Genomic DNA, 19656 nt, shown 5'->3' on the forward strand with positions numbered 1-19656 from the left:
GCATGTCAAGCGATCCGGATGTGCCCGCACCGCGGGCCAGGGTACCGGCATCGCCGGCCGTTTTGGCACGCATCGTCGCCTGCGCGGGCGGCGTGGTCTACGCTGCGTAGTATTCGAATCCGAGTTAGCCGACGATTCCCGCCGGAAGCGGCGCCTAGCCCGAGTCGGCCCAGCTTGTGCTACAGGAGGCGCAACGTGACACTTCGCGAGCCAGGTCGTTCGCAATGCTTGTCGCAGGGCAATTCTGAGATCCGTTCCGGCGGTCGGCGGCGCGGAGCGGGCGGGCTCGCCCCACGCCTTAGGCTGGCGGCACTGACCGGGGCCCTCGGCGCGCTGGCCGTCACTCTGAGCGGTTGCAGCTGGTCCGAAGCGCTGGGCCTAGGCTGGCCCGAGGGCGTCACCCCGGAAGCCCACGTCAACCGGGAGTTGTGGGTCGGTGCGGTGATCGCCTCCCTGGTGGTCGGGGTCATCGTGTGGGGTCTGATCTTCTGGACGGCAGTCTTTCACCGAAAGAAGCGAAGCGACGCCGACTTTCCCCGACAGTTCGGCTACAACATGCCCCTTGAGCTGGTACTGACCGTCACGCCGTTTCTCATCATTTCGGTGCTGTTCTACTTCACCGTCGTCGTGCAGGAGAAGATGCTGCACACCACCAAAGACCCAGAGGTCGTGATCGACGTCACGGCGTTCCAATGGAACTGGAAGTTCGGCTATCAGCGGGTCGACTTCCATGACCGCACCTTGACCTACGACGGCGCCGACGAGGCTCGCAAGCACGCCGTCGAATCCAAGCCGGAAGGCAAGGACGCCCACGGTGAAGAGCTCGTCGGGCCGGTTGCCGGGCGTAACACCGAGGACCGCAGCTATCTCAACTTCGACAAGATCGAGACGCTGGGCACCACGAACGAAATTCCGGTCCTGGTGTTGCCGGCCGGCAAGCGCATCGAATTCCAGCTGAACTCGGCCGACGTGGTCCATTCCTTCTGGGTGCCCGAGTTCTTGTTCAAGCGTGACGTGATGCCCAATCCGGCCGCGAATAACTCGGTCAACATTTTCCAGATCGAGCAGATCACCAAGACCGGAGCGTTCGTCGGCCATTGCGCCGAAATGTGCGGCACCTACCACGCCATGATGAACTTCGAAGTCCGCGTGGTGGCCCCCAACGACTTCAAGGCCTACTTGCAGCAACGTATCGACGGTAAGACCAACGCCGAAGCCTTGCAGGCGATCAACCAGCCGCCCCTCGCCGTGACAACCCATCCGTTCGACGCCCGCCGCGGTCAATTGGCCCCGAGCCAAGGTTAGGACACTGCAGAATGCATATCGAAGCCAGGCTTTTCGAGTTCGTCGCCGCGTTCTTCGTGTTGTGTGCGGTGCTCTACGGTGTGCTGACTTCGATGTTCGCCACCGGTGGGGTCGAGTGGGCCGGCACAACTGCGCTGGCGCTGACGGGCGGCATGGCGTTGATCGTGGCCACGTTCTTCCGATTTGTGGCCCGCCGGCTGGACACCCGGCCCGAGGACTACGAGGGTGCCGAAATCAGCGACGGCGCAGGGGAATTGGGTTTCTTCAGCCCACACAGCTGGTGGCCGATCCTGGTTGCGTTGTCCGGCTCGGTGGCGGCGACCGGCGTCGCGCTATGGCTGCCGTGGCTCATCGTTGCCGGCGTGGTATTCGTCCTGGCCTCGGCGGCCGGACTGGTCTTCGAATACTACGTCGGACCCGAGAAGCACTGATCAGAGCCGGAAAGGTCACAATCAGGGCATCAGTTGATCGGTGGCCAGTTAGCCTCGACTTCTGTGCCCTGCCCGGTTGGGTAGGGTTTGCGATACACAGTGAGAATCCACCGAGCGCACGCGCGCAACTGCAGCCGCGGAGCCCAGCGCTCTGGTGAGGCAGTTTGGACAGGGTAGGCAAACATGAGCGGGCCGAATCCGCCGGGACGGGAACCTGAGGAACCCGATTCCGCCGGCGATTCCAGCGCCGAACTGGAAGCCTTGAGCGACACCGGTGATGAGCTGGCAGGTGCCGAGGGCGGAGCACTGAAACCGCTTGACGATAGTGGCCGCATCGACGCGGCATATCCCACCGGGGAGACCGAAGCCTACTCGCGTGCGTACTCGGCTCCAGAGTCCGAGCAATTCATCAGCGGGCCGTATCTGCCGGCCGATCCCAGTCTGTACGAATACGACAACTACGACGACACATCGGACGCCGACGACGAACATGGCGCTCCGCGCTGGCCATGGGTGGTCGGCGTGGCAGCCATACTGGCCGCCATCGCCCTGGTGGTTTCGGTGTCGCTGCTCGTCACCCGCACCGAATCCCACAGACTGGCCAACCCTGCAACGACCTCCTCGTCGGCGCCGGCGATACAGGATGAGATAACGACTACCAAGCCGCCGCCACCGCCGCCGCCGCCACCACCGCCCACGACCGAGATCCCGACAGCGACGGAGACGCAGACCGTGACCGTGACGCCTCCGCCCCCGCCGCCGGCGACGACCCCGACGGCACCGCCTCCGGCGACGACGACGGCGGCGGCACCACCGCCCACCACCACCACGACCCTGGCTGGTCCGCGACAAGTCACTTATTCGGTTACCGGCACCAAGGCGCCCGGTGACATCATCTCGGTGACCTACGTCGACGCTTCGGGGCGCCGACGGACCCAGCACAACGTTTACATTCCATGGTCAATGACCGTCACACCGATCTCACAATCTGATGTGGGCTCGGTGGAAGCGTCCAGTCTCTTCCGGGTCAGCAAACTCAACTGCTCAATCACCACGAGCGACGGGACGGTGCTGTCATCGAACAACAACGACGCACCGCAAACGAGCTGCTGATGCTCGGCAGATACTCCGCATACCGGCGCGGGCCGGACGGCATCGTGGCTCCAGCTGTCGTCGACCGCATCCTGATCGGCGCATGTGCGGCGGTCTGGCTGGTGCTGGTCGGCGTCAGCGTCGCGGCAGCGGTCGCGCTGGCCGACCTCGGACGGGGCTTTCACAAGGTGGCGAGGGACTCGCGCACCACTTGGGTGTTGTACGCCGTCATCATCATCTCCGCGTTGATCATTGCGGGGGCGATTCCGGTGCTGTTGCGGGCTCGCCGCATGTCGGGGGCCGAGTCGGCGGCGAGGCCGGCGCTGCCACGTGCGCTTGGCAGGCCGCCGGCCGGGCCGGGGAAACCCGCGGTGCGCACGGTGGGCGGCTCGACCCGGCGAGACCAGGTCCGGGCGTTCGAGGCAGCCGCCGAGCGGTCCCGTGAAGCGGTGGATCGGATCTGGTTGCGTGGAACTGTCGCGCTGACCGGTGCCATCGGCACCGCCTTGATCGGTGTGGCCTTGGCAACGTATCTGATGGCCGTCGGTCACGACGGCCCATCATGGGTCAGCTATGGGGCGGCAGCGGTTATCACCGCAGGAATGCCGGCGATCGAGTGGTACCACGTCCGGCAGTTGCGCCGGGTAGCCGCCGAGCGATAACCCGAGCCCGGCAACCGGCAATCGCCTGGTCCTCTCTTGACCTTGACCCCCGACGTGTCGCGCCGACAGCCACCGGGTAGCCGGTGCGGCGTTGCCCAGTTAGCCGACAGTTAGCCGGGTCTCGTGGATCCGCGACCCGGGCGCACCCGCCGCTGGTCGCTCCAGGGTCCGGGCTGGTCGACGGCCCGAGCCTGAACGTATCGGCGCAGGGGTGCTGCTTTCACGTCTCTAGTGCTGGCCGTGCTCGTCGTTGGGCGAGCCGGCGATGCTGTCCTGGTATTCGCGTAGCGCGGTCAGCGCACGTTGCTCGGCGGCATGACCGGCCTCCCGCAGCGCCGCGTCCTCTGATGCCGGATCGGCGGACAAGAAGCTGCCACTACCCGGCGCGCCGGCCGAGCCCAGCTTGTTCATTCGCTTGGGAACAGCAGCGCCCTGGTACTCCAGCGGTAGCGGATGTCCGTGGTCGTCGACCGGGCCGAGCGGCTGGTGCAGCTCGATGTAGGCCCCATGGGGCAGCCGTTTGATGATGCCGGTTTCGACGCCGTGTTCGAGCACCGCCCGGTCACTGCGCTGCAGTCCGATGGACCACCGGTAGCTGAGGAAGTACACGAACGGCGGCAGCACCACCATGCCGATGCGGCCAATCCAGGTCGTCGCGTTGAGCGAGATGTGGAACTTGAACGCGATGATGTCGTTCATGGCGGCCAGGGTGAGCACCATGTAGAAGGCGATCGCCATCGCGCCGACCGCGGTCCGCACCGGGGCGTCCCGTGGCCGTTGCAGCAGGTTGTGATGCGCATAGTCGCCGGTGAACCGCTTCTCCAGGAATGGGTAGACGATCAGCAGCACAAAGATCACGCCCATGATCAGCGCCACCCCTACCGCCCCGGGAATGGTGTGGTGCCAGAAGTAGAACTCCCACGGCGGCCAGATACGAGCCAGCCCTTCAGTCCACATCATGTAGAAGTCCGGCTGCGAGCCGGCCGACACCTGTGACGGCTTGTAGGGACCCAGGTTCCAGATCGGGTTGATCTGCAGCAGGCCACCCATCAGGCCCAGCACGCCGACGATCGCGGCGAAAAATGCGCCGGACTTGAACGCGAACACCGGCATGACCCGCACGCCGATGACGTTGTGCTCGGTCCGGCCGGGGCCGGGGAACTGGGTGTGCTTCTGGAACCACACCAGTGCCAGGTGCAAACCGATCAGCGCCAGGATGATTCCGGGCAGCAGCAGAATATGCAGCGCATAGAGCCTGGGAATCAGGATGGTGCCTGGGAAATCGCCGCCGAACAGCGCCCAGTGCATCCATGTGCCGATCACCGGCAGACTCAGCGTGATGGAGGACAGCGCCGCCCGCAGACCCAGCCCCGACAGTAGGTCGTCGGGCAGCGAGTAGCCAAAATAGCCCTCGAACATCGCCAGGATCAGCAGCAGCGACCCGATAACCCAGTTGGCCTCGCGCGGCCGCCGGAAGGCCCCGGTAAAGAAAATCCGCGCCAGGTGCACCATGATTGCCGCGGCGAACATCAACGCGGCCCAGTGGTGGATCTGGCGGACAAACAACCCGCCCCGGACCTCGAAGGAGATGTCCAGTGCCGTTTCATAGGCGCGCGACATCTCGACGCCGCGCAATGGTTGATAGACGCCGTTGTAGGTGACCTCGGTCATCGACGGGTCGAAGAACAGCGTCAGATACACGCCGGTGATCAGCAGGACGATGAAGCTGTACAGCGCGATCTCGCCGAGCAGGAACGACCAGTGGGTCGGGAAGACCTTGTTCAGCTGTCGGCGCAGCGCGGCCGACGGGTGATACCGGGTGTCGACGTCCTCGGCTTGACGGGCCAGCACATCACCGATTTTCGGAGGACGGAGATTTGGACTCATGATGTTGTGCGCTCCCAGAATGCCGGTCCGACGGGCTCGACGAAATCGCCGTTGGCGACGAAATATCCGTTGGAGTCGATAGTGATGGGCAGCTGCGCCAACGCGCGGGCCGCCGGGCCGAATATCGGCTTGGCGAAGTGCAGCGCGTCGAACTGCGACTGGTGACACGGGCACAGGATTCGGTAGCTCTGCTGTTCGTACAGTGATGCCGGGCAGCCCAAGTGCGAGCAGACCTTGGTGTAGGCGAAGAACTCGCCGAAGTTGAAGCTCTCCTGGCCCTGACGTTTGACCATCTTGCCCAAATCGCTTGGCTTGATGCGGATGAGCATCACCGGATTGCGAATTCCCCCCGCGATGGCCTGCAACTTCTCGTGGGATTCCACGGTGGTGCCGTCACCATCGGATTCCCGCCACGGGAAGACCGTCTCCATGCCGCCGGCGTCCATATCCTCGGGGCGCATTTTGATAAACGGTGGCCCGTCGTGCAAACCGGTGGCCCGCGCCAAATAGATCGTCTCTCCCTTGTAGCGCGGGGTCCAGCCGGACGTCCACAGCTCGGCCTTCATTCCCTCGGCGGTGGGGACGACCGGCTTCCAGGGGTTCTTGATGAGGCCACCGGCGAACGCAACCAGGGTGCCGAGCCCGAACGCGCCCAATCCCATACCCAAGGACAGCCCGACGAGCTTGCGGCGCCGGATCGTCGAGCTCTCGAAGGCGTCGGTCAGATTGGCCACCACCGTCTTGCGGTCGATCTCGCGAGACGCGCCGTCGTGCCGGTCCTGGACCGTAATCTCTTCCGGGATAAAGCGTTTCTGGAATAGCACGGCCCCGATTGCGATCGCCAGGATGGATAGCCCGAAGGTCAGTCCGTACAGCGGGGTGGCAAGGGAGTACAGAAAGCTGCCCGACTCTCCCTTGGTTTTGTACTGCCACGGCCAGAAGAGGAAAATTAGCAGCAGGGCGAGACCGAATGCACCGCCCAGCAAAAGCCAGAATGCCACTCCGCGCTCGGCGCGTTTCTCGGCCTTGGTGCCCTCGACCGGCCAGCGGGGTTCCTTGTAGGCGATCCGGACACCGTCGAGCTTGCTGCCCAGGTCGAGCAGTTCCTGCTGCGACATCGCGGCCAGCGCAGCCTCGTCCGGCTCATGGGCCGCGCCCGGGGCTTTTCCCATATCAGAGTCGGTGTCCGAGCCGAGGTCGGTTTTCGCGTCGCCGGTCACGGGAGAGCCGTCGCTCATGATCGCGCCCCAATCCACAGTGCCAGCCCGATGGCGGCGACCATGCCGATGATCCACATCGCCATGCCCTCGGGCGCGGGTCCGAATCCGCCAAGTCCGTAGCCACCCGGTGACCGCTCCTCGGCGACGGTCCGCACGTAGGCGATGATGTCCTTCTTCGCTTCGAAGGACAGCTGGCGATCGCTGAACTTCGGCATGTTCTGCGGCCCGGTCAGCATCGCCGTGAGAATTTGCTGCTCATTGGCGGGTCCCAGGGTGGGCGCGTATTTGCCCGACGACAGCGCGCCGCCCTTGCCGGTGAAGTTGTGGCAGGAGGCGCAGTTGAGGCGGAACAGGTCGCCGCCGCGCCCAAGGTCATCTCCCCGCAGGGATTTCGTGGCGATGCTGCCGTCGGGGTTGCGGACCACGGTGGGGCCGCCCCCGTTTGCTTGCACGTAGGCGCCGAGTGCGTCGATCTGTGTCTCGTCGAAGATCGGCTCCTTGCGCTGCGCCTGAGCCTCACCTCGCATGGCGGGCATCCGACCCGTGGAGACCTGGAAGTAGACGGCCGCCTCGCCGACGCCGATCAGGCTGGGCCCGTGGTCGGGCACGCCCTGCAGGTTGGCCCCGTGGCACGACACGCACGACGTGTCGAACAGCTGCTTGCCGGTGCGCAGTAGCGCTGAGGACGACTCGTCGGCTACCGCCACCTGCGGGGTAGGTGTCAGGACGGCAGCCAACCCGCCCGCGACGGTGAGCGCTATCAGCAGCAGCAATCCGCCCGACAACCGCCGGTGGAGGCGTCGCCGCGAGCGACTGTTCTGCTGCTCACTGCCGCCGGATCGGGTGAATCCCAGTCTTTTCAACTGAGCACTCCTATTCATGCCTGTTCGGGGGGGCCGGCTCATCGGATGAAATAGATCACGGTGAACAGCGCGATCCACACGATGTCGACGAAATGCCAGTAGTAGGAGACGACGATGCTGGCGGTTGCCTGGGCGGGGGTGAACTTGCTCATCCCGGTCCGGATCAGCAGGAAGATGAAGGCGATCAAGCCGCCGGTCACGTGTAGCCCGTGGAAGCCGGTCGCCAGGTAGAACACGCTGCCATAGGCGCTGCCCGGGATGGTCGTCCCGTGCGTCGTCAGGTGGTAGTACTCGTAGGCCTGCCCAAGGATGAAGAACAGGCCCATCAGGAATGTGATCACATACCAACGGCGCAGCCCGAACACGTCGCCGCGCTCGGCGGCGAACACTCCCATCTGGCAGGTGAACGACGACGCGATCAACACCAGCGTCACCGGCACCGCCTGATAGAGATTGAGCTCGGTCGGCGGCGGCGGCCACTTCCCGCCGGACTGAGCGCGCGCAGTGAAGTACATAGCGAACAGACCAGCAAAGAACATCAACTCACTGGAAAGCCACACTATGGTGCCGACACTGACCATGTTCGGTCTGTTCAGCGAATGCACGCGCGACGTGATGGCAGTACCCGAGGTCCCTACAGCACTCGTCACATCCGCAAGTATGACGCTTTGTAGTTGTCGAACTCTACCCGGGGCACAAATTCGTTTTCCGCGCGTCGTTTCCCAGCCGCGTGCCGCCCCGTGCGCGGGGTTGCCGGCCGCGCGTTGGGCGGTGGCCGGCCGGCATGCGACCATCGGCGAGTGGCTCGGTCAGGTGAGGGGTCCCCCGGTGGTCGGACCCCGGCGGCGTCGGCTTCCGTGCCCTCTTGGCCAGGGGTTCTGGGTCGCTTGACGGCCGGGAGCAACTTGGCGCGGGGCCAGGCGGCTTGGGCCATGGATCAGATCATGACCGGAGCCGCACGGCCGGCCCAGATCGCCGCGTTCGCGGTGGCGATGACGATGAAGGTGCCCACCGCGGACGAAGTCGCCGAATTGGCCGGCGTGATGCTCGACCACGCGCGCCCGATGCCTGCCCACGCCGTTCCAGATGACGCCGTCGATGTCGTGGGTACCGGTGGCGACGGGATCAACACGGTCAACCTGTCCACGATGGCGGCCATCGTGGTGGCCGCCGCCGGTGTGCCGGTGGTCAAACACGGCAACCGGGCGGCGTCGTCGTTGTCCGGGGGGGCCGACACCCTCGAAGCGCTCGGGGTACGCATCGACCTAGACGCCGATCAGGTGGTACGCAGCCTTGAGGAAGTCGGGATCGGCTTTTGCTTCGCGCCGCAGTTCCATCCGTCGTACCGGCACGCCTCGGTGGTGCGCCGCGAGATCGGCGTGCCTACGGTGTTCAATCTGCTTGGGCCGCTGACGAATCCGGCACGGCCGCGGGCCGGGTTGATCGGCTGCGCGTTCGCTGACCTCGCCGAGGTGATGGCTGGGGTGTTTGCCACACGCCGGTCCAGCGTGCTGGTGGTGCACGGCGACGACGGGCTCGACGAGTTGACCACGACGACCACCAGCACGATCTGGCGGGTGCAGGCGGGCACCGTCGACAAACTGACTTTCGATCCCGCGGGATTCGGCTTCGCGCGTGCCGAACTCGACGAACTGCTGGGCGGCGACGCGCAGGCCAACGCGGCCGAAGCCCGCGCGGTGCTCGGCGGAGCCCAGGGCCCGATCCGAGACGCGGTGGTGCTCAACGCCGCCGGCGCGATTGTCGCCCATGCCGGGCTATCCAGCCGGGCTGAATGGCTGCCCGCGTGGGAGGACGGCTTGCAGCGGGCCAGCGAGGCGATCGACAGCGGCGCGGCCGAACAGTTGCTCGCGCGATGGGTGCGGTTCAGCCGGCAGCTCTGAGCTGCCGGCCTGGCGGTACGGCGCCGGGTCGTGGTCAGGGGAGAGTCGCCCCATCGGGCCGGGTGCCTGCTCGGCGGCCAGCCGCGCCGAACGCGCCGATGCCGCCCAGGCCGCCCATGCGCCGGCGCAGCGCAGCGGTGTCGCCCAGCCAGCGGTTTCGGCGGAGCCCCGGGCGTCCGGAATACCGGTGACCCGCACGATGCGCACGCCCGGCGCCGCGAGCCAGCGGGCGATGAGCGCGGTCTCCTCGACCAGCGCGCCGCCGAGCGGCGCCTCGGCCGGCAAAATCGCCTGGGCACCGGCCTGCAGGGCGTCGACCACCGGCATCGGTGACACCCCGCGCCGGGCGGTACCGGCGGCAGCCAGTTGGCCGTGGCGGATGACAGCAAACTGATAGCCACCACCGCCGTCCGGCGCCGCGGCGATCAGCTCGGGCAGCGCGGCCAGCGCGCGCAACCGCTGACCACGCCACAGCGTCTCGATCGCGGTGGCGATATGGTCGCGCAGCCGCGCCGCGCTCTCGTAACGATGTCGCTCGGCCAGGGCGGTGACCTGGTGGATCGCGGCGGCCAGCGCGGTGTTGTCCCGTCCGTCGATCAAATCCGCCGCGCGCTGCACAGCTTCGGCGTATTGCGCGGCGGTCAGGTTCCGGGCGGCGGGGCAGGGCGATACCTCCACTTCGGGGCAGGCCGGGCCGTGCAAAGCCGACCGCGCCAGCCGCTTGGTGCACGTTCGGATCCCGGTAAAGCGCGCCAACAGGGTGGCCGTCTCGGCGGCGTCGGCCCGGGACCGAAACGGGCCGATAACCCGTCCGTGCCGGGGAGCGCGAACGGCGGCCACGCGCGGAAACGCTTCCTCGGTAAGGGCCACCCACCACCAACGGTGGGGAAATCTTGATCGGCGGTTGTACGGGGGCGCATGTGCGGCCAGCATCCGAAGCTCACGCACACCGGCTTCCAGTGGGTGCGCGCACTCGACATGGTCGACCGCGACGGCCAGGGTGACCATTTCTTTGATCCGGCCGCGCGGGTCGGCGCCGTTGAAGTATTGGCTTACCCGGCGGCGCAGGTCGACCGCGGTGCCGACATAGAGCACCTCCCCCGAAGGTCCGCGGAATAGATAGATTCCCGGCCGGTGCGGCAGCCCGTCGGCCAGTACCCGTTTGCGGCGCTGCGCCGGGCTCACGTTGGGAAGATACGAACGCAGGTCGGCGAAGGTGTGCACGCCCTGGTTGCCCACCCGCTCGATCAGGGCATGCAGGACGTCGACGGTGGCCCGGGCATCGTCGAGGGCGCGGTGGGTGGGTTGGGTGGCAACCGAAAACAGCCGCGCCAGTTCGGCCAACCGCACACTGGGCGCTTCCTCTCGGCTCAGTACCCGCCGTGCCAGGCGGACCGTGCACAGGACCTTCGGCCGCGGCCAGGTGATGTCACACCGCGAAGCGGCAGCCCGCAGGAAGCCGATATCGAACCCGGCGTTGTGGGCGACCAGAATCGAGTCGCCGGCGAATTCGAGGAATATCGGCAGGACGGCGCCGATCGTGGGGGCGTCACGGACCATGGCCGTGGTGATCCCGGTCAGTTGCACGATCTGGGGCGGGATGCTGCGCTGCGGGTCTACCAGCGTGGTGAACTCGCCGAGCACGGTCCCACCGCGCACCTTGATCGCCCCGATCTCGGTGATGGCATCTGGCGGCGCAGCTTCGGTGCCCGTGGTGCGGCCGCCGGTTGTCTCGAGGTCGACCACGACGAAGGTGGTCTCCCGCAGCGGCAATAGCTCGTCGGAGGGCGGGCCCGGCGTGTCCGCCGGGTCGATGCCGGGAAATGCGAGCGGGTCGAGTCCGGCGAGACTCAATTGAGTCCCGCCGCTAGCGCCCATGGCGGTGACGTTAGGCAGCCGCACCGACAGCCAACGGTTCCCACGCCGGGCAAGGGTCGGCGGCGCCCGATCCTCAGCAGCGCCGGAGATGTCGGTGCCGGCGGTTAGCCTTCGGCGCAGCCCCAATGGCGATCGAACGTCTTACCGAAAGGACCGGGATTGATGGCATGGAACGCAGGGAACGGCGGTAGCGAATACAGCGGCGGCGAGGCCGAAACGGGGGAGGTGGTCATCGACTGTGACGAGTGCGCGGTGCGGGGACGCGCCTGCCGCGATTGTGTGGTGAGTGTGTTGCTCGGGGTGCCGGACACGTTGTCGCGCGACGAGCAAGCGGCCCTGGAGGCACTCGCCGATGCTGGGTTAGCTCCGAGATTGCGTCTCGTCCCGATCCGGCGCGGTCGAGGGTCGGGTCCTGCGTCGGGTGTCGCCTGATCGAGCCTGTATGGTGGTGGAGCGCAAAGACGCGCTTTTTCACATGAAAATGACAGAAATCTTGCCATTTTCTTAACTCCTCTGTTTGGACAAAAGCCGAGACCATTTCGTAACCTGTTTGAGACCTAAACCAGCTCGACGGCGCTAGGCCGATGGCAGTTTAAGGAAGCAAATCTTGAGGCTCGACTGTAGGCATTCGATCGCGCGCGTCATCAAGCGGTCCGCAGTCGGTTCGTTGGCGAGCTTCATCGTGTTGTCCGGCATCCTGGCCGTGACTGCGATGGCCGACCCCGCCGACGACGCGCTGGCGAAACTCAACGAGCTGTCGCGGCAGGCCGAACAGACCACCGAGGCGATGCACAGCGCAGAACTCGACCTGAACGCGAAGCTTGTGGCGCAGCAGTCCGCGGAAAAGAAGCTGGCCGACGACCAGGCCGCGCTGGCCGCCGCGAAAGCGCGCCTAGCCACCTTCCAGATCGCGGTCAACAAGGTCGCGGCCGCCACCTACATGGGTGGCCGCACCAACGGCTTGGATGCGATCTTGACGGCGGAATCGCCGCAGCTGCTGATCGACGGTCTTTCGGTGCAGCGGGTGATGGCGCGTCAAATGGCCACGCAGATGGCCGGTTTCCGGGCCGCCGGAGAACAGGCGATCAAGGCTGAGCAGGCTTCTGCCAAGTCGGCTGCCGATGCCAAGTCCGCCGCCGAACAAGCCGCGGCGGTGCGGGCCAGTTTGCAGCACAAGCAGAGCCAGCTGCAGGTGCAGATCGCCGTCGTGAAGTCGCAATACCAGGCCCTGACGCCGGAGCAGCGCACCGCGCTCGCAGACCCGGGACCGATCCCGGCGCGCGTGCCGGACGCTCCCGGGCCGGCGCCCGAAGGGCTGCCGCCCGGTGCTCCGCCCGAGGGCGTGCCGGCACCCGGCGAGGCGCCGCCTCCCGGCGGAGTGTCCGACATACCGTTCCTGGCTCCTGGCGGCGGCGGTGGCGGCGACCGGGCGACTGTGGTGCAGGCAGCCTTGACCCAGATCGGCACTCCGTACGCATGGGGTGGCGCCGGGCCCGGCGGTTTCGACTGCTCCGGACTGGTCATGTGGGCGTTCCAGCAAGCCGGGATCGCACTGCCGCACTCCAGCCAGGCGCTGGCCCATGGTGGTCAGCCAGTGGCGCTGTCGGACCTGCAGCCGGGTGACGTGCTGACCTTTTATTCCGACGCCTCACATACCGGCATCTACATCGGCGACGGCCTGATGGTCCACTCGTCCACCTTCGGCCAACCCGTGCGGGTCGTGCCGATGACCTCCTCGGGTCCGATCTACGACGCCCGTCGCTACTGACGACCTCGTGGCGTGGCTTCGCCGCCGGCCCCGGTGGCTGCCGATAACCCTGGCCTTCGTCTTCGTGGCCGAGCTGGTCGCGGCAGCCGCTCTGCCGGCCCATCCGATACGCGACGGCTCGGCACCACCGTCGGCGGTGCGAGTCGACGGCACCGGCCTCACCCCGGTGGTCGTCGGTGGCCGTACTGTCCGGCTGATCGGCCTCGGCGGCGCGGACAGTGAGCGCCTGCTATCCCGTGTCGCGGCGAACCTCGGCCCTGCGATCGACGCGGTCTCGGCCTTTTGGGGCACCGGCTGGCCGCACGAGATCTCGGTGGTGGCGGCCGGTTCCGACGAACAGTTCCGTACTGCCGCCGGCGGCGGGCCGGCGTCGCAATGGGTCGATATCGCGGCGGTTACCGTCGCCGAGCACGTTGATACCGCCCATCGGACCGCTGCCGGCCAACGGATCGTGTTCGCCCCGGGCGCAGCCGCCATGAGCCAATCTGCGCTGCGAATTGTGTTGACACATGAACTTTTTCACTACGCGGCGCGTGTCGACACCGCACTCGACGCACCGCGCTGGCTGACCGAGGGGGTGGCCGATTTCGTCGCCAGACCGGCGACCGCGCCTCCCGCCGAACCGCTGCCCCGGGCCCTGCCGTCCGATGCCGACCTGGACACCGCCGGACCGCAGCGCTCGCTGGCATATGACCGGGCGTGGTGGTTTGCCCGCTTCGTCGCGGAGGCCTACGGGACGACCGCGTTGCGCGGGCTCTACCTGATCGCGTGTGGTGCCGGACACCCCGACTTCGCGACCGCCGCGCGCACCGTACTCGACACCGACGCTGCCGGGCTGCTCGCCCGCTGGCAGGGGTGGCTGGCCGATTAGTCTGACGCAGGTGAGCCGGGTTCTGGTGGTAACCAACGACTTTCCGCCCAGACGCGGCGGCATTCAGTCCTACCTGGGGGAGTTCGTCGGTCGGCTGGTCGAATCGGGATCGCATTCGGTGACGGTGTACGCACCGCGGTGGAAGGGGGCGCAGGCGTACGACGACGCGGCTTGTGCAGTCGGCTATCGGGTGGTGCGTCATCCCGGCACGCTGATGCTGCCCGTCCCGGCCGTCGACAGCCGCATGCGCCGCCTGATCGCCGAGTACGGCATCAATACCGTCTGGTTCGGGGCGGCCGCCCCGCTGGCGCTGCTGGCGCCGCGTGCGCGCCGGGCCGGTGCCACCCGGATAGTGGCCAGCACGCACGGCCATGAAGTGGGCTGGTCGATGCTGCCGGTCGCGCGGTCGGTGTTGCGCCGAATCGGGGACAGCGCTGACGTAGTGACCTTCGTCAGTCGCTACACCCAAGCCCGGTTCGCGCCCGCTTTCGGACCCGATGCCGCGCTGGAATACCTGCCGCCCGGGGTGGACAGCGACCGGTTCCGGCCGGACCCGGCCGCGCGCGCCGAACTGCGTAAGCGGTACCGGCTGGACGAGCGGCCCGTGGTGGTATGCGTGTCCCGGCTGGTGCCACGCAAAGGCCAGGACATGCTGGTCAAGGCGCTACCGGCGATCCGCCGGCGCGTCGACGGGGCCGCGCTGGTGATCGTCGGGGGCGGCCCTTACCTGCAGGCGCTGCGCAAGCTGGCGAAGGACTGCGGGGTGGCCCACCATGTGACGTTCACCGGCGGCGTGCCGGGCGACGAACTACCGGCGCATCACGCGTTCGCCGACGTGTTCGCGATGCCGTGCCGCACCCGCGGTGCCGGATTGGACGTCGAGGGCCTGGGGATCGTGTTTCTCGAGGCGTCGGCAAGCGGCGTGCCGGTAATCGCCGGCGAATCCGGCGGAGCGCCGGAAACGGTGCAGCACAACAAAACTGGGTTGGTGGTCGACGGAACATCGGTGGACAAGGTGGCCGATGCCGTTACCGACTTGCTGACCGATCGCGACCGCGCCGCCGCCATGGGCGCAGCCGGCCGGGAATGGGTGACGGCCCAGTGGCGCTGGGACACGCTGGCCACCCGGCTGGCCGGCCTGCTCAGCAGCTAAGAGGTATAGATCGCCTCGATCTCGTCGGCGAACTTCTCGGCCACCACTTTGCGCTTGACCTTCATCGTCGGTGTCAATTCGCCGGTGTCCTCGGTGAAGTCGACACCGAGAATGCGGAACTTGCGGATCGACTCGGCATGCGACACCGCCTGGTTGGCTTGTTTGACGGCCGCATCGATTTCGGTCACCAGGTCGGGATCGTTGGCCAAGTCGCCCACCGACGCGTCGGCGGGCTTGCTGTTGCGCTGCTTCCAGCCGGCGAACGCCTCCGGGTCGATGGTGATCAGCGCGCCGATGAACGGCTTGGCATCTCCGACCACCATTGCCTGACTGATCAGCGGGTATGCCCGCAGCTGGTCCTCCAACACGGCGGGGGCGACATTCTTACCGCCCGCGGTGACGATGAGCTCCTTCTTGCGGCCGGTGATGCTCAAGAAGCCGTCCTCGTCGATCGCGCCCAGATCACCGGTGCGGAACCACCCGTCGGTGAAGGCCTCCCCGGTGGCCTGCTCGTTGCGCCAATAGCCGCTGAACACCACACCACCGCGGACCAACAGCTCCTGGTCGGCGGCGATGCGTAAGCTGTTGCCGGGCACCAGCTTTCCGACCGTGCCAATCTTGAGGGCACCAACCTGGTTGACCGTGATCGCCGCGCTGGTCTCGGTCAGGCCATAGCCCTCGTAGATGGTCAAGCCCACGCCGCGGTAGAAGTGGCCCAGCCGCGCGCCCAGCGGCGCCCCGCCGGAGACCGCCGCATGACAGTCACCCCCGAGCGCTGCGCGGAGCTTGTGATAGACCAGCCGGTCGAATAGAGCGTGCGTGGCGCGCAGCAGCAGACCCGGGCGTCCGCTGTCGAAGGCGCTGCTCCAATCCACCGCGGTCTGCGCGGCGCGTTTGAAGATCGCTCCCTTGCCGTCGTTGACGGCATTCTGCTCGGCGGTGTTGTACACCTTCTCGAAAACCCGCGGCACCGAGACCACCACCGTGGGTTTGAACACCGCGAACTGCGGCAGCAGGTTCTTGATGTCGCTGGTGAACCCCACAGTCACTTTGCTGGCGAACGCCGAGAGCGTCAGCGACCGGGCCAGCACGTGGGCGAGCGGCAAAAATACCAGGAGCCGCTGTCCCGGGCACAACAGCGTGGGCAGGCATTCCCGGGTGCCCCGGACCTCATGGAGCAGGTTGGAATGCGTGAGCTGACAGCCTTTGGGCCGTCCGGTCGTCCCGGAGGTGTAGATCAGCGTGGCCGCGTCGTCGGCCCGCAGCGCCTCGAGGCGGGCGGTCAGTTCCGCCGGGTCAACCGACGCGCCCTCCTCGACGAGCTGGTCGAGCGCCTTGCGGCCGGAACCGTCGATATGCAGCACCCGGCGCAATGCGGGCAGGTCACCGGTGAGCTCGGCGACCATCGCGGCATGCGCGTCGGTTTCGGCGAACGCCACGACGGCTTCCGAGTTCTGCAGCACCCAACGCACCTGCTCGGCCGACGACGTCTCGTAGATCGGCACCGTGACCGCGCCCACCGCCAGGATGGCCAGGTCCAGGATCGCCCACTCGTAGCGGGTGGCCGAAAAGATTGACACCCGATCACCGGCCTGTACCCCGAGCGCGATCAAACCCAATGCCGCACCACGGATCTCATGCGCCGCCTCGGCGCAGGTCACGTCGGTCCAGACGCCGTCGACAAGGCGTTGGTAGATGACGTACCCGGGATCGTCGCGCTCGTGCTGGAAGACCATGGCCGCGACGTTGTCGCGCTCGCCGACGGAAAAGCGGGCAGGGACACTGTACTGACGCACCTTGCTGACCTCGCTCCAACTGATGTTTTTGCGGGTAGATCCCCTCGTCCCAGCCTAACCGGGCATTAGGGGAAGCCAGGTGATTGCTGGTCTGGGTGGCTTTTCCGGACCGAGCCGAGCGCCGTTGGCCGTCGATACGCGGGTGTGTGAAGCTGTGGCGATGAACAGCATCCAGATCGCGGACCAGACGTATGTCGCCGCGGATGGCGCACGGGTGGGAGCTGCGATCGCCGACCCGTCGAAGTGGCGCCGGTGGTGGCCTGATCTGAGGCTGGAGGTCACCGAGGACCGCGCCGACAAGGGCATGAGGTGGACGGTCACCGGCGCCCTGACCGGCGCCATGGAAATCTGGCTGGAACCATCGATGGACGGGGTGGTGCTGCACTACTTCCTGCACGCCGAACCGACCGCGGCAGCGGCCTGGCAACTGGCCCGGATGAATCTGGCGAAAATAACGCACCGCCGTCGGGTGGCAGCGAAGAAAATGGCGTTCGAGGTGAAAACCACAGTGGAACAAGCACGCCCCGTCGGGGTTTCTCCGGTAGTTTAACCGGGTCGAGTGGGGCTCGAGCTGGGCATCGGGAGTAGCGTTTCTGCCGAATGGCGGGTATTCCCGAGTAATCGGCGCGCGCTGCGAGGTAACGGGAAAGGGATTAGCCAGGTGGCGGACAAGACGAGGCAGACGATCTACATCGACGCGACCCCAGGCGAGGTGATGAAGGCGATCGCCGATATCGAGGCTTACCCGGAATGGATTTCGGAGTACAAGGAAGTCGAGGTCCTGGAGGCTGACGACGAGGGATACCCGCAACGGGCCCGGATGTTGATGGACGCAACCATCTTCAGGGACACCTTGATCATGGCCTACCAGTGGCCGGCGGACCGCCAGTCGCTGAGCTGGACTCTGGAATCCAGCTCTCTGCTGAAGTCTCTCGAAGGTTCATATATCTTGGAGCCCAACGGTTCTGGAACTGACGTGACCTATGAGCTCTCCGTCGACCTCGCCGTTCCGATGATCGGGATGCTCAAGCGCAAGGCCGAACGCAGGTTGATCGACGGCGCGTTGAAGGATCTGAAGAAACGAGTCGAGGCTGAGTGAGTCCAGTGAATTCCGGGCGCCAGCCCCGGCCCGGATCAGTCTCTTCGTCGGTAAAGGCGGGGTAGGAAAATCCACACTGGCGGCCGCCACCGCGGTGTGCGATGCCAGTGCTGGTCAGCGAGTGCTGCTGGTATCGACCGACCAGGCGCACTCGCTGGGCGACGTGCTGGGCATCTCGGTGCCGCCGACCGGCCGGGGCGAACCGGTCCGCGTTCTCGCCGATCTCGAAACCGGGCGATCGGGGTCCGCCGGCGGCTTCCTGGACGCCCTGGCGCTGGACACCCTGGCGCTGCTCGAGGTCCGCTGGCGAGACGTCGTCGACGCTCTGGACCGGCGATTCCCCGGCTCCGAGCTGAGCAGCGTTGCACCAGAAGAACTCTCGGCATTGCCCGGGATTCAGGAGGTGCTCGGGCTGCACGCCGTCGGCGAGCTTGCCACCAGCGGACGTTGGGATCGCGTCGTCGTCGACTGCGCGTCCACCGCGGATGCGCTGCGAATGTTGACGCTGCCCGCGACCTTCGGACTCTACGTGGAGCGGGCGTGGCCGCGGCATCGCAGGCTCGCCATCGACGACAACCGATCCGCTGCACTGGTGGAGTTGCTGGAGCGCACCAGCGCCAGCGTGGACCGGCTCAGCGCCTTGCTGACCGATGGTGACCTGGTCGGCGCCCATCTGGTGCTGACCCCGGAGCGGGTGGTAGCGGTCGAGGCGGCCCGCACGCTGGGTTCGTTGGCGCTGATGGGCATACGCGTCGAAGAGCTGCTGGTCAATCAGGTCCTGGTCCGGGACGAGACCTACGAGTACCGCAGCCTTCCCGACCACCCGGCCTTCTACTGGTATGCCGAACGCATCGCCGAGCAACGCGCCGTCCTGGAAGAACTCGACGCCACCATCGGTGACCAGGCGCTGGTGCTGGTTCCGCACCTGTCCGGCGAGCCGATCGGCCCCAAGGCGCTGGGCGGTCTGCTCGACGGTGCCCGCCGCCGCCGAGGGTCCGCGCCGCCGGGTCCGCTGCGGCCTATTGTGGACCTGGAATCCGGGTCGGGGCTTGAGTCGGTATATCGTCTGCGGCTAGCGTTGCCCCAGCTCGATCCCGGTTCGCTGGCGCTGGGCCGCGCAGACGACGACCTGATCATCAGTGCCGGCGGGGTGCGGCGCAGAGTTCGGTTGGCGTCCGTACTGCGCAGATGCACAGTGCTGGACGCGCAACTGCGGGGCAGCGAGCTGACCGTTCGATTTCGACCCAATCCGGAGGTGTGGCCGACGTGACCGGGGTTCATACCGAGGTTGGTCCCGAACTGCGCAGGCTTGCGCAGGCAATCCTGGATGCGATCGACCCCGCGATGCGCGCCGCGGCCGCGATGGCGTCCGGGTCGGCCGGCGGTAAAGCAGCCGCCAAGTGCCAACAGGTGTGGTGTCCGGTATGTGCGCTGGCGGCGGTGGTCGGTGGCGAACAGCACCCGTTGCTGACGGTCATCGCCAACCACAGTGTCGCTTTGCTCAACGTGATTCGCGCCATGGTCGACGACATTGATCGATCGGCGAAACCGCCGCCGGAGGATCCGCCTGGCGGCGGCCTCACCAGCGAGACACCGCCGGAGAACGGGTCCGCGGGCCCCGGCGCGAAAACGCGCTACCAGCCCATCCCGGTGAGTTTGCAGGAGTGAGCCGCCGCCCGGCGAAGGTGGTCGCAGCCACGGCAGATGGGTACAGTTGGCCCAGACATTGT

At 66.7% G+C, this 19656-nt stretch carries 18 protein-coding genes and 1 pseudogene; 13 read left to right on the forward strand and 6 right to left on the reverse strand.

What is annotated here, in order from left to right; translation table 11 throughout:
* Window positions 1–195: 195 nt before the first annotated feature.
* The 4 genes from ctaC (at window position 196) to AWC07_RS15920 (ending at window position 3490) form a co-directional block, all read left to right on the forward strand.
* Window positions 196–1305 (forward strand): aa3-type cytochrome oxidase subunit II, encoded by a 1110-nt coding sequence (ctaC, locus tag AWC07_RS15905; RefSeq protein WP_036417012.1) that lies wholly within the window; start codon window positions 196–198, stop codon window positions 1303–1305.
* Window positions 1306–1316: 11 nt separating this feature from the next.
* Window positions 1317–1736 carry a cytochrome c oxidase subunit 4 gene (locus AWC07_RS15910; RefSeq protein ID WP_023364906.1) on the forward strand — a complete coding sequence of 140 codons (420 nt, stop codon included), beginning with the start codon at window positions 1317–1319 and terminating at the stop codon, window positions 1734–1736.
* A gap of 183 nt (window positions 1737–1919) precedes the next feature.
* A complete protein-coding gene (locus AWC07_RS15915) occupies window positions 1920–2849 on the forward strand; it encodes an MmpS family transport accessory protein (protein ID WP_036417009.1) in 930 nt (309 codons plus the stop codon).
* Window positions 2849–3490 carry a DUF2561 family protein gene (locus AWC07_RS15920; RefSeq protein WP_036417007.1) on the forward strand — a complete coding sequence of 214 codons (642 nt, stop codon included), beginning with the start codon at window positions 2849–2851 and terminating at the stop codon, window positions 3488–3490. The genes AWC07_RS15915 and AWC07_RS15920 overlap by 1 nt, the downstream gene beginning before the upstream one ends.
* 228 nt (window positions 3491–3718) lie before the next feature.
* Here AWC07_RS15920 and qcrB read toward each other — a convergent pair whose 3' ends face one another.
* From qcrB to ctaE, 4 genes are all read right to left on the reverse strand, one after another.
* Window positions 3719–5377, reverse strand: coding sequence for a cytochrome bc1 complex cytochrome b subunit (gene qcrB, locus AWC07_RS15925; protein WP_036417004.1), 1659 nt, complete (start codon window positions 5375–5377; stop codon window positions 3719–3721).
* Window positions 5374–6549 (reverse strand): cytochrome bc1 complex Rieske iron-sulfur subunit, encoded by a 1176-nt coding sequence (gene qcrA, locus AWC07_RS15930; protein ID WP_244187609.1) that lies wholly within the window; start codon window positions 6547–6549, stop codon window positions 5374–5376. Before qcrA ends, qcrB begins: the two co-directional genes overlap by 4 nt.
* Before the next feature lie 62 nt (window positions 6550–6611).
* Window positions 6612–7460: a cytochrome bc1 complex diheme cytochrome c subunit gene (gene qcrC / locus AWC07_RS15935; RefSeq protein WP_085105138.1), complete on the reverse strand. Its 849-nt coding sequence runs from the start codon at window positions 7458–7460 to the stop codon at window positions 6612–6614.
* A gap of 38 nt (window positions 7461–7498) precedes the next feature.
* The gene (gene ctaE / locus AWC07_RS15940) at window positions 7499–8110 is read right to left on the reverse strand and encodes an aa3-type cytochrome oxidase subunit III (protein WP_036414905.1); all 612 of its coding nucleotides are present in this window, start codon (window positions 8108–8110) and stop codon (window positions 7499–7501) included.
* A gap of 150 nt (window positions 8111–8260) precedes the next feature.
* Here ctaE and trpD point away from each other — a divergent pair, with 150 nt between their 5' ends.
* A complete protein-coding gene (gene trpD, locus AWC07_RS28805) occupies window positions 8261–9361 on the forward strand; it encodes an anthranilate phosphoribosyltransferase (RefSeq protein WP_244187606.1) in 1101 nt (366 codons plus the stop codon).
* Here trpD and AWC07_RS15950 read toward each other — a convergent pair.
* A pseudogene (locus AWC07_RS15950) lies at window positions 9299–11239 on the reverse strand (DEDD exonuclease domain-containing protein); the annotation flags it as partial. The gene trpD and the pseudogene AWC07_RS15950 sit on opposite strands and share 63 nt — an antisense overlap.
* 162 nt (window positions 11240–11401) lie before the next feature.
* Here AWC07_RS15950 and AWC07_RS15955 point away from each other — a divergent pair.
* The 4 genes from AWC07_RS15955 (at window position 11402) to pimB (ending at window position 15031) form a co-directional block, all read left to right on the forward strand.
* The gene (locus tag AWC07_RS15955; RefSeq protein ID WP_036414907.1) at window positions 11402–11671 is read left to right on the forward strand and encodes a hypothetical protein; all 270 of its coding nucleotides are present in this window, start codon (window positions 11402–11404) and stop codon (window positions 11669–11671) included.
* Window positions 11672–11846: 175 nt separating this feature from the next.
* On the forward strand, window positions 11847–13007 hold the full coding sequence (gene ripC / locus AWC07_RS15960; RefSeq protein WP_036414910.1) for a peptidoglycan hydrolase RipC: 1161 nt from the start codon (window positions 11847–11849) through the stop codon (window positions 13005–13007).
* Window positions 13008–13113: 106 nt separating this feature from the next.
* Window positions 13114–13878: a hypothetical protein gene (locus AWC07_RS15965; protein WP_425271253.1), complete on the forward strand. Its 765-nt coding sequence runs from the start codon at window positions 13114–13116 to the stop codon at window positions 13876–13878.
* Between the two features lie 10 nt (window positions 13879–13888).
* Window positions 13889–15031, forward strand: a complete 1143-nt coding sequence (pimB, locus tag AWC07_RS15970; RefSeq protein WP_036414913.1) for a GDP-mannose-dependent alpha-(1-6)-phosphatidylinositol monomannoside mannosyltransferase — start codon at window positions 13889–13891, stop codon at window positions 15029–15031.
* Here the strand turns inward: pimB and AWC07_RS15975 are convergent.
* Window positions 15028–16827 (reverse strand): AMP-dependent synthetase/ligase, encoded by a 1800-nt coding sequence (locus tag AWC07_RS15975; RefSeq protein WP_036414916.1) that lies wholly within the window; start codon window positions 16825–16827, stop codon window positions 15028–15030. The two genes, pimB and AWC07_RS15975, sit on opposite strands and share 4 nt — an antisense overlap.
* A gap of 160 nt (window positions 16828–16987) precedes the next feature.
* On the opposite strand from AWC07_RS15975, the gene AWC07_RS15980 reads away from it, so the two are divergent.
* From AWC07_RS15980 to AWC07_RS15995, 4 genes are all read left to right on the forward strand, one after another.
* Window positions 16988–17377, forward strand: coding sequence for a hypothetical protein (locus tag AWC07_RS15980; protein ID WP_036414919.1), 390 nt, complete (start codon window positions 16988–16990; stop codon window positions 17375–17377).
* Between the two features lie 111 nt (window positions 17378–17488).
* Window positions 17489–17926 carry an SRPBCC family protein gene (locus tag AWC07_RS15985; protein ID WP_036414922.1) on the forward strand — a complete coding sequence of 146 codons (438 nt, stop codon included), beginning with the start codon at window positions 17489–17491 and terminating at the stop codon, window positions 17924–17926.
* Entirely contained in the window at window positions 17919–19196 is a 1278-nt protein-coding gene (locus AWC07_RS15990) for an ArsA family ATPase (RefSeq protein WP_084293580.1), read from the forward strand. The genes AWC07_RS15985 and AWC07_RS15990 overlap by 8 nt, the downstream gene beginning before the upstream one ends.
* Window positions 19193–19594 (forward strand): hypothetical protein, encoded by a 402-nt coding sequence (locus tag AWC07_RS15995; RefSeq protein WP_036415008.1) that lies wholly within the window; start codon window positions 19193–19195, stop codon window positions 19592–19594. Before AWC07_RS15990 ends, AWC07_RS15995 begins: the two co-directional genes overlap by 4 nt.
* Window positions 19595–19656 lie beyond the last annotated feature (62 nt).

It is taken from the genome of Mycobacterium gastri (assembly GCF_002102175.1).
Taxonomy (GTDB): domain Bacteria; phylum Actinomycetota; class Actinomycetes; order Mycobacteriales; family Mycobacteriaceae; genus Mycobacterium; species Mycobacterium gastri.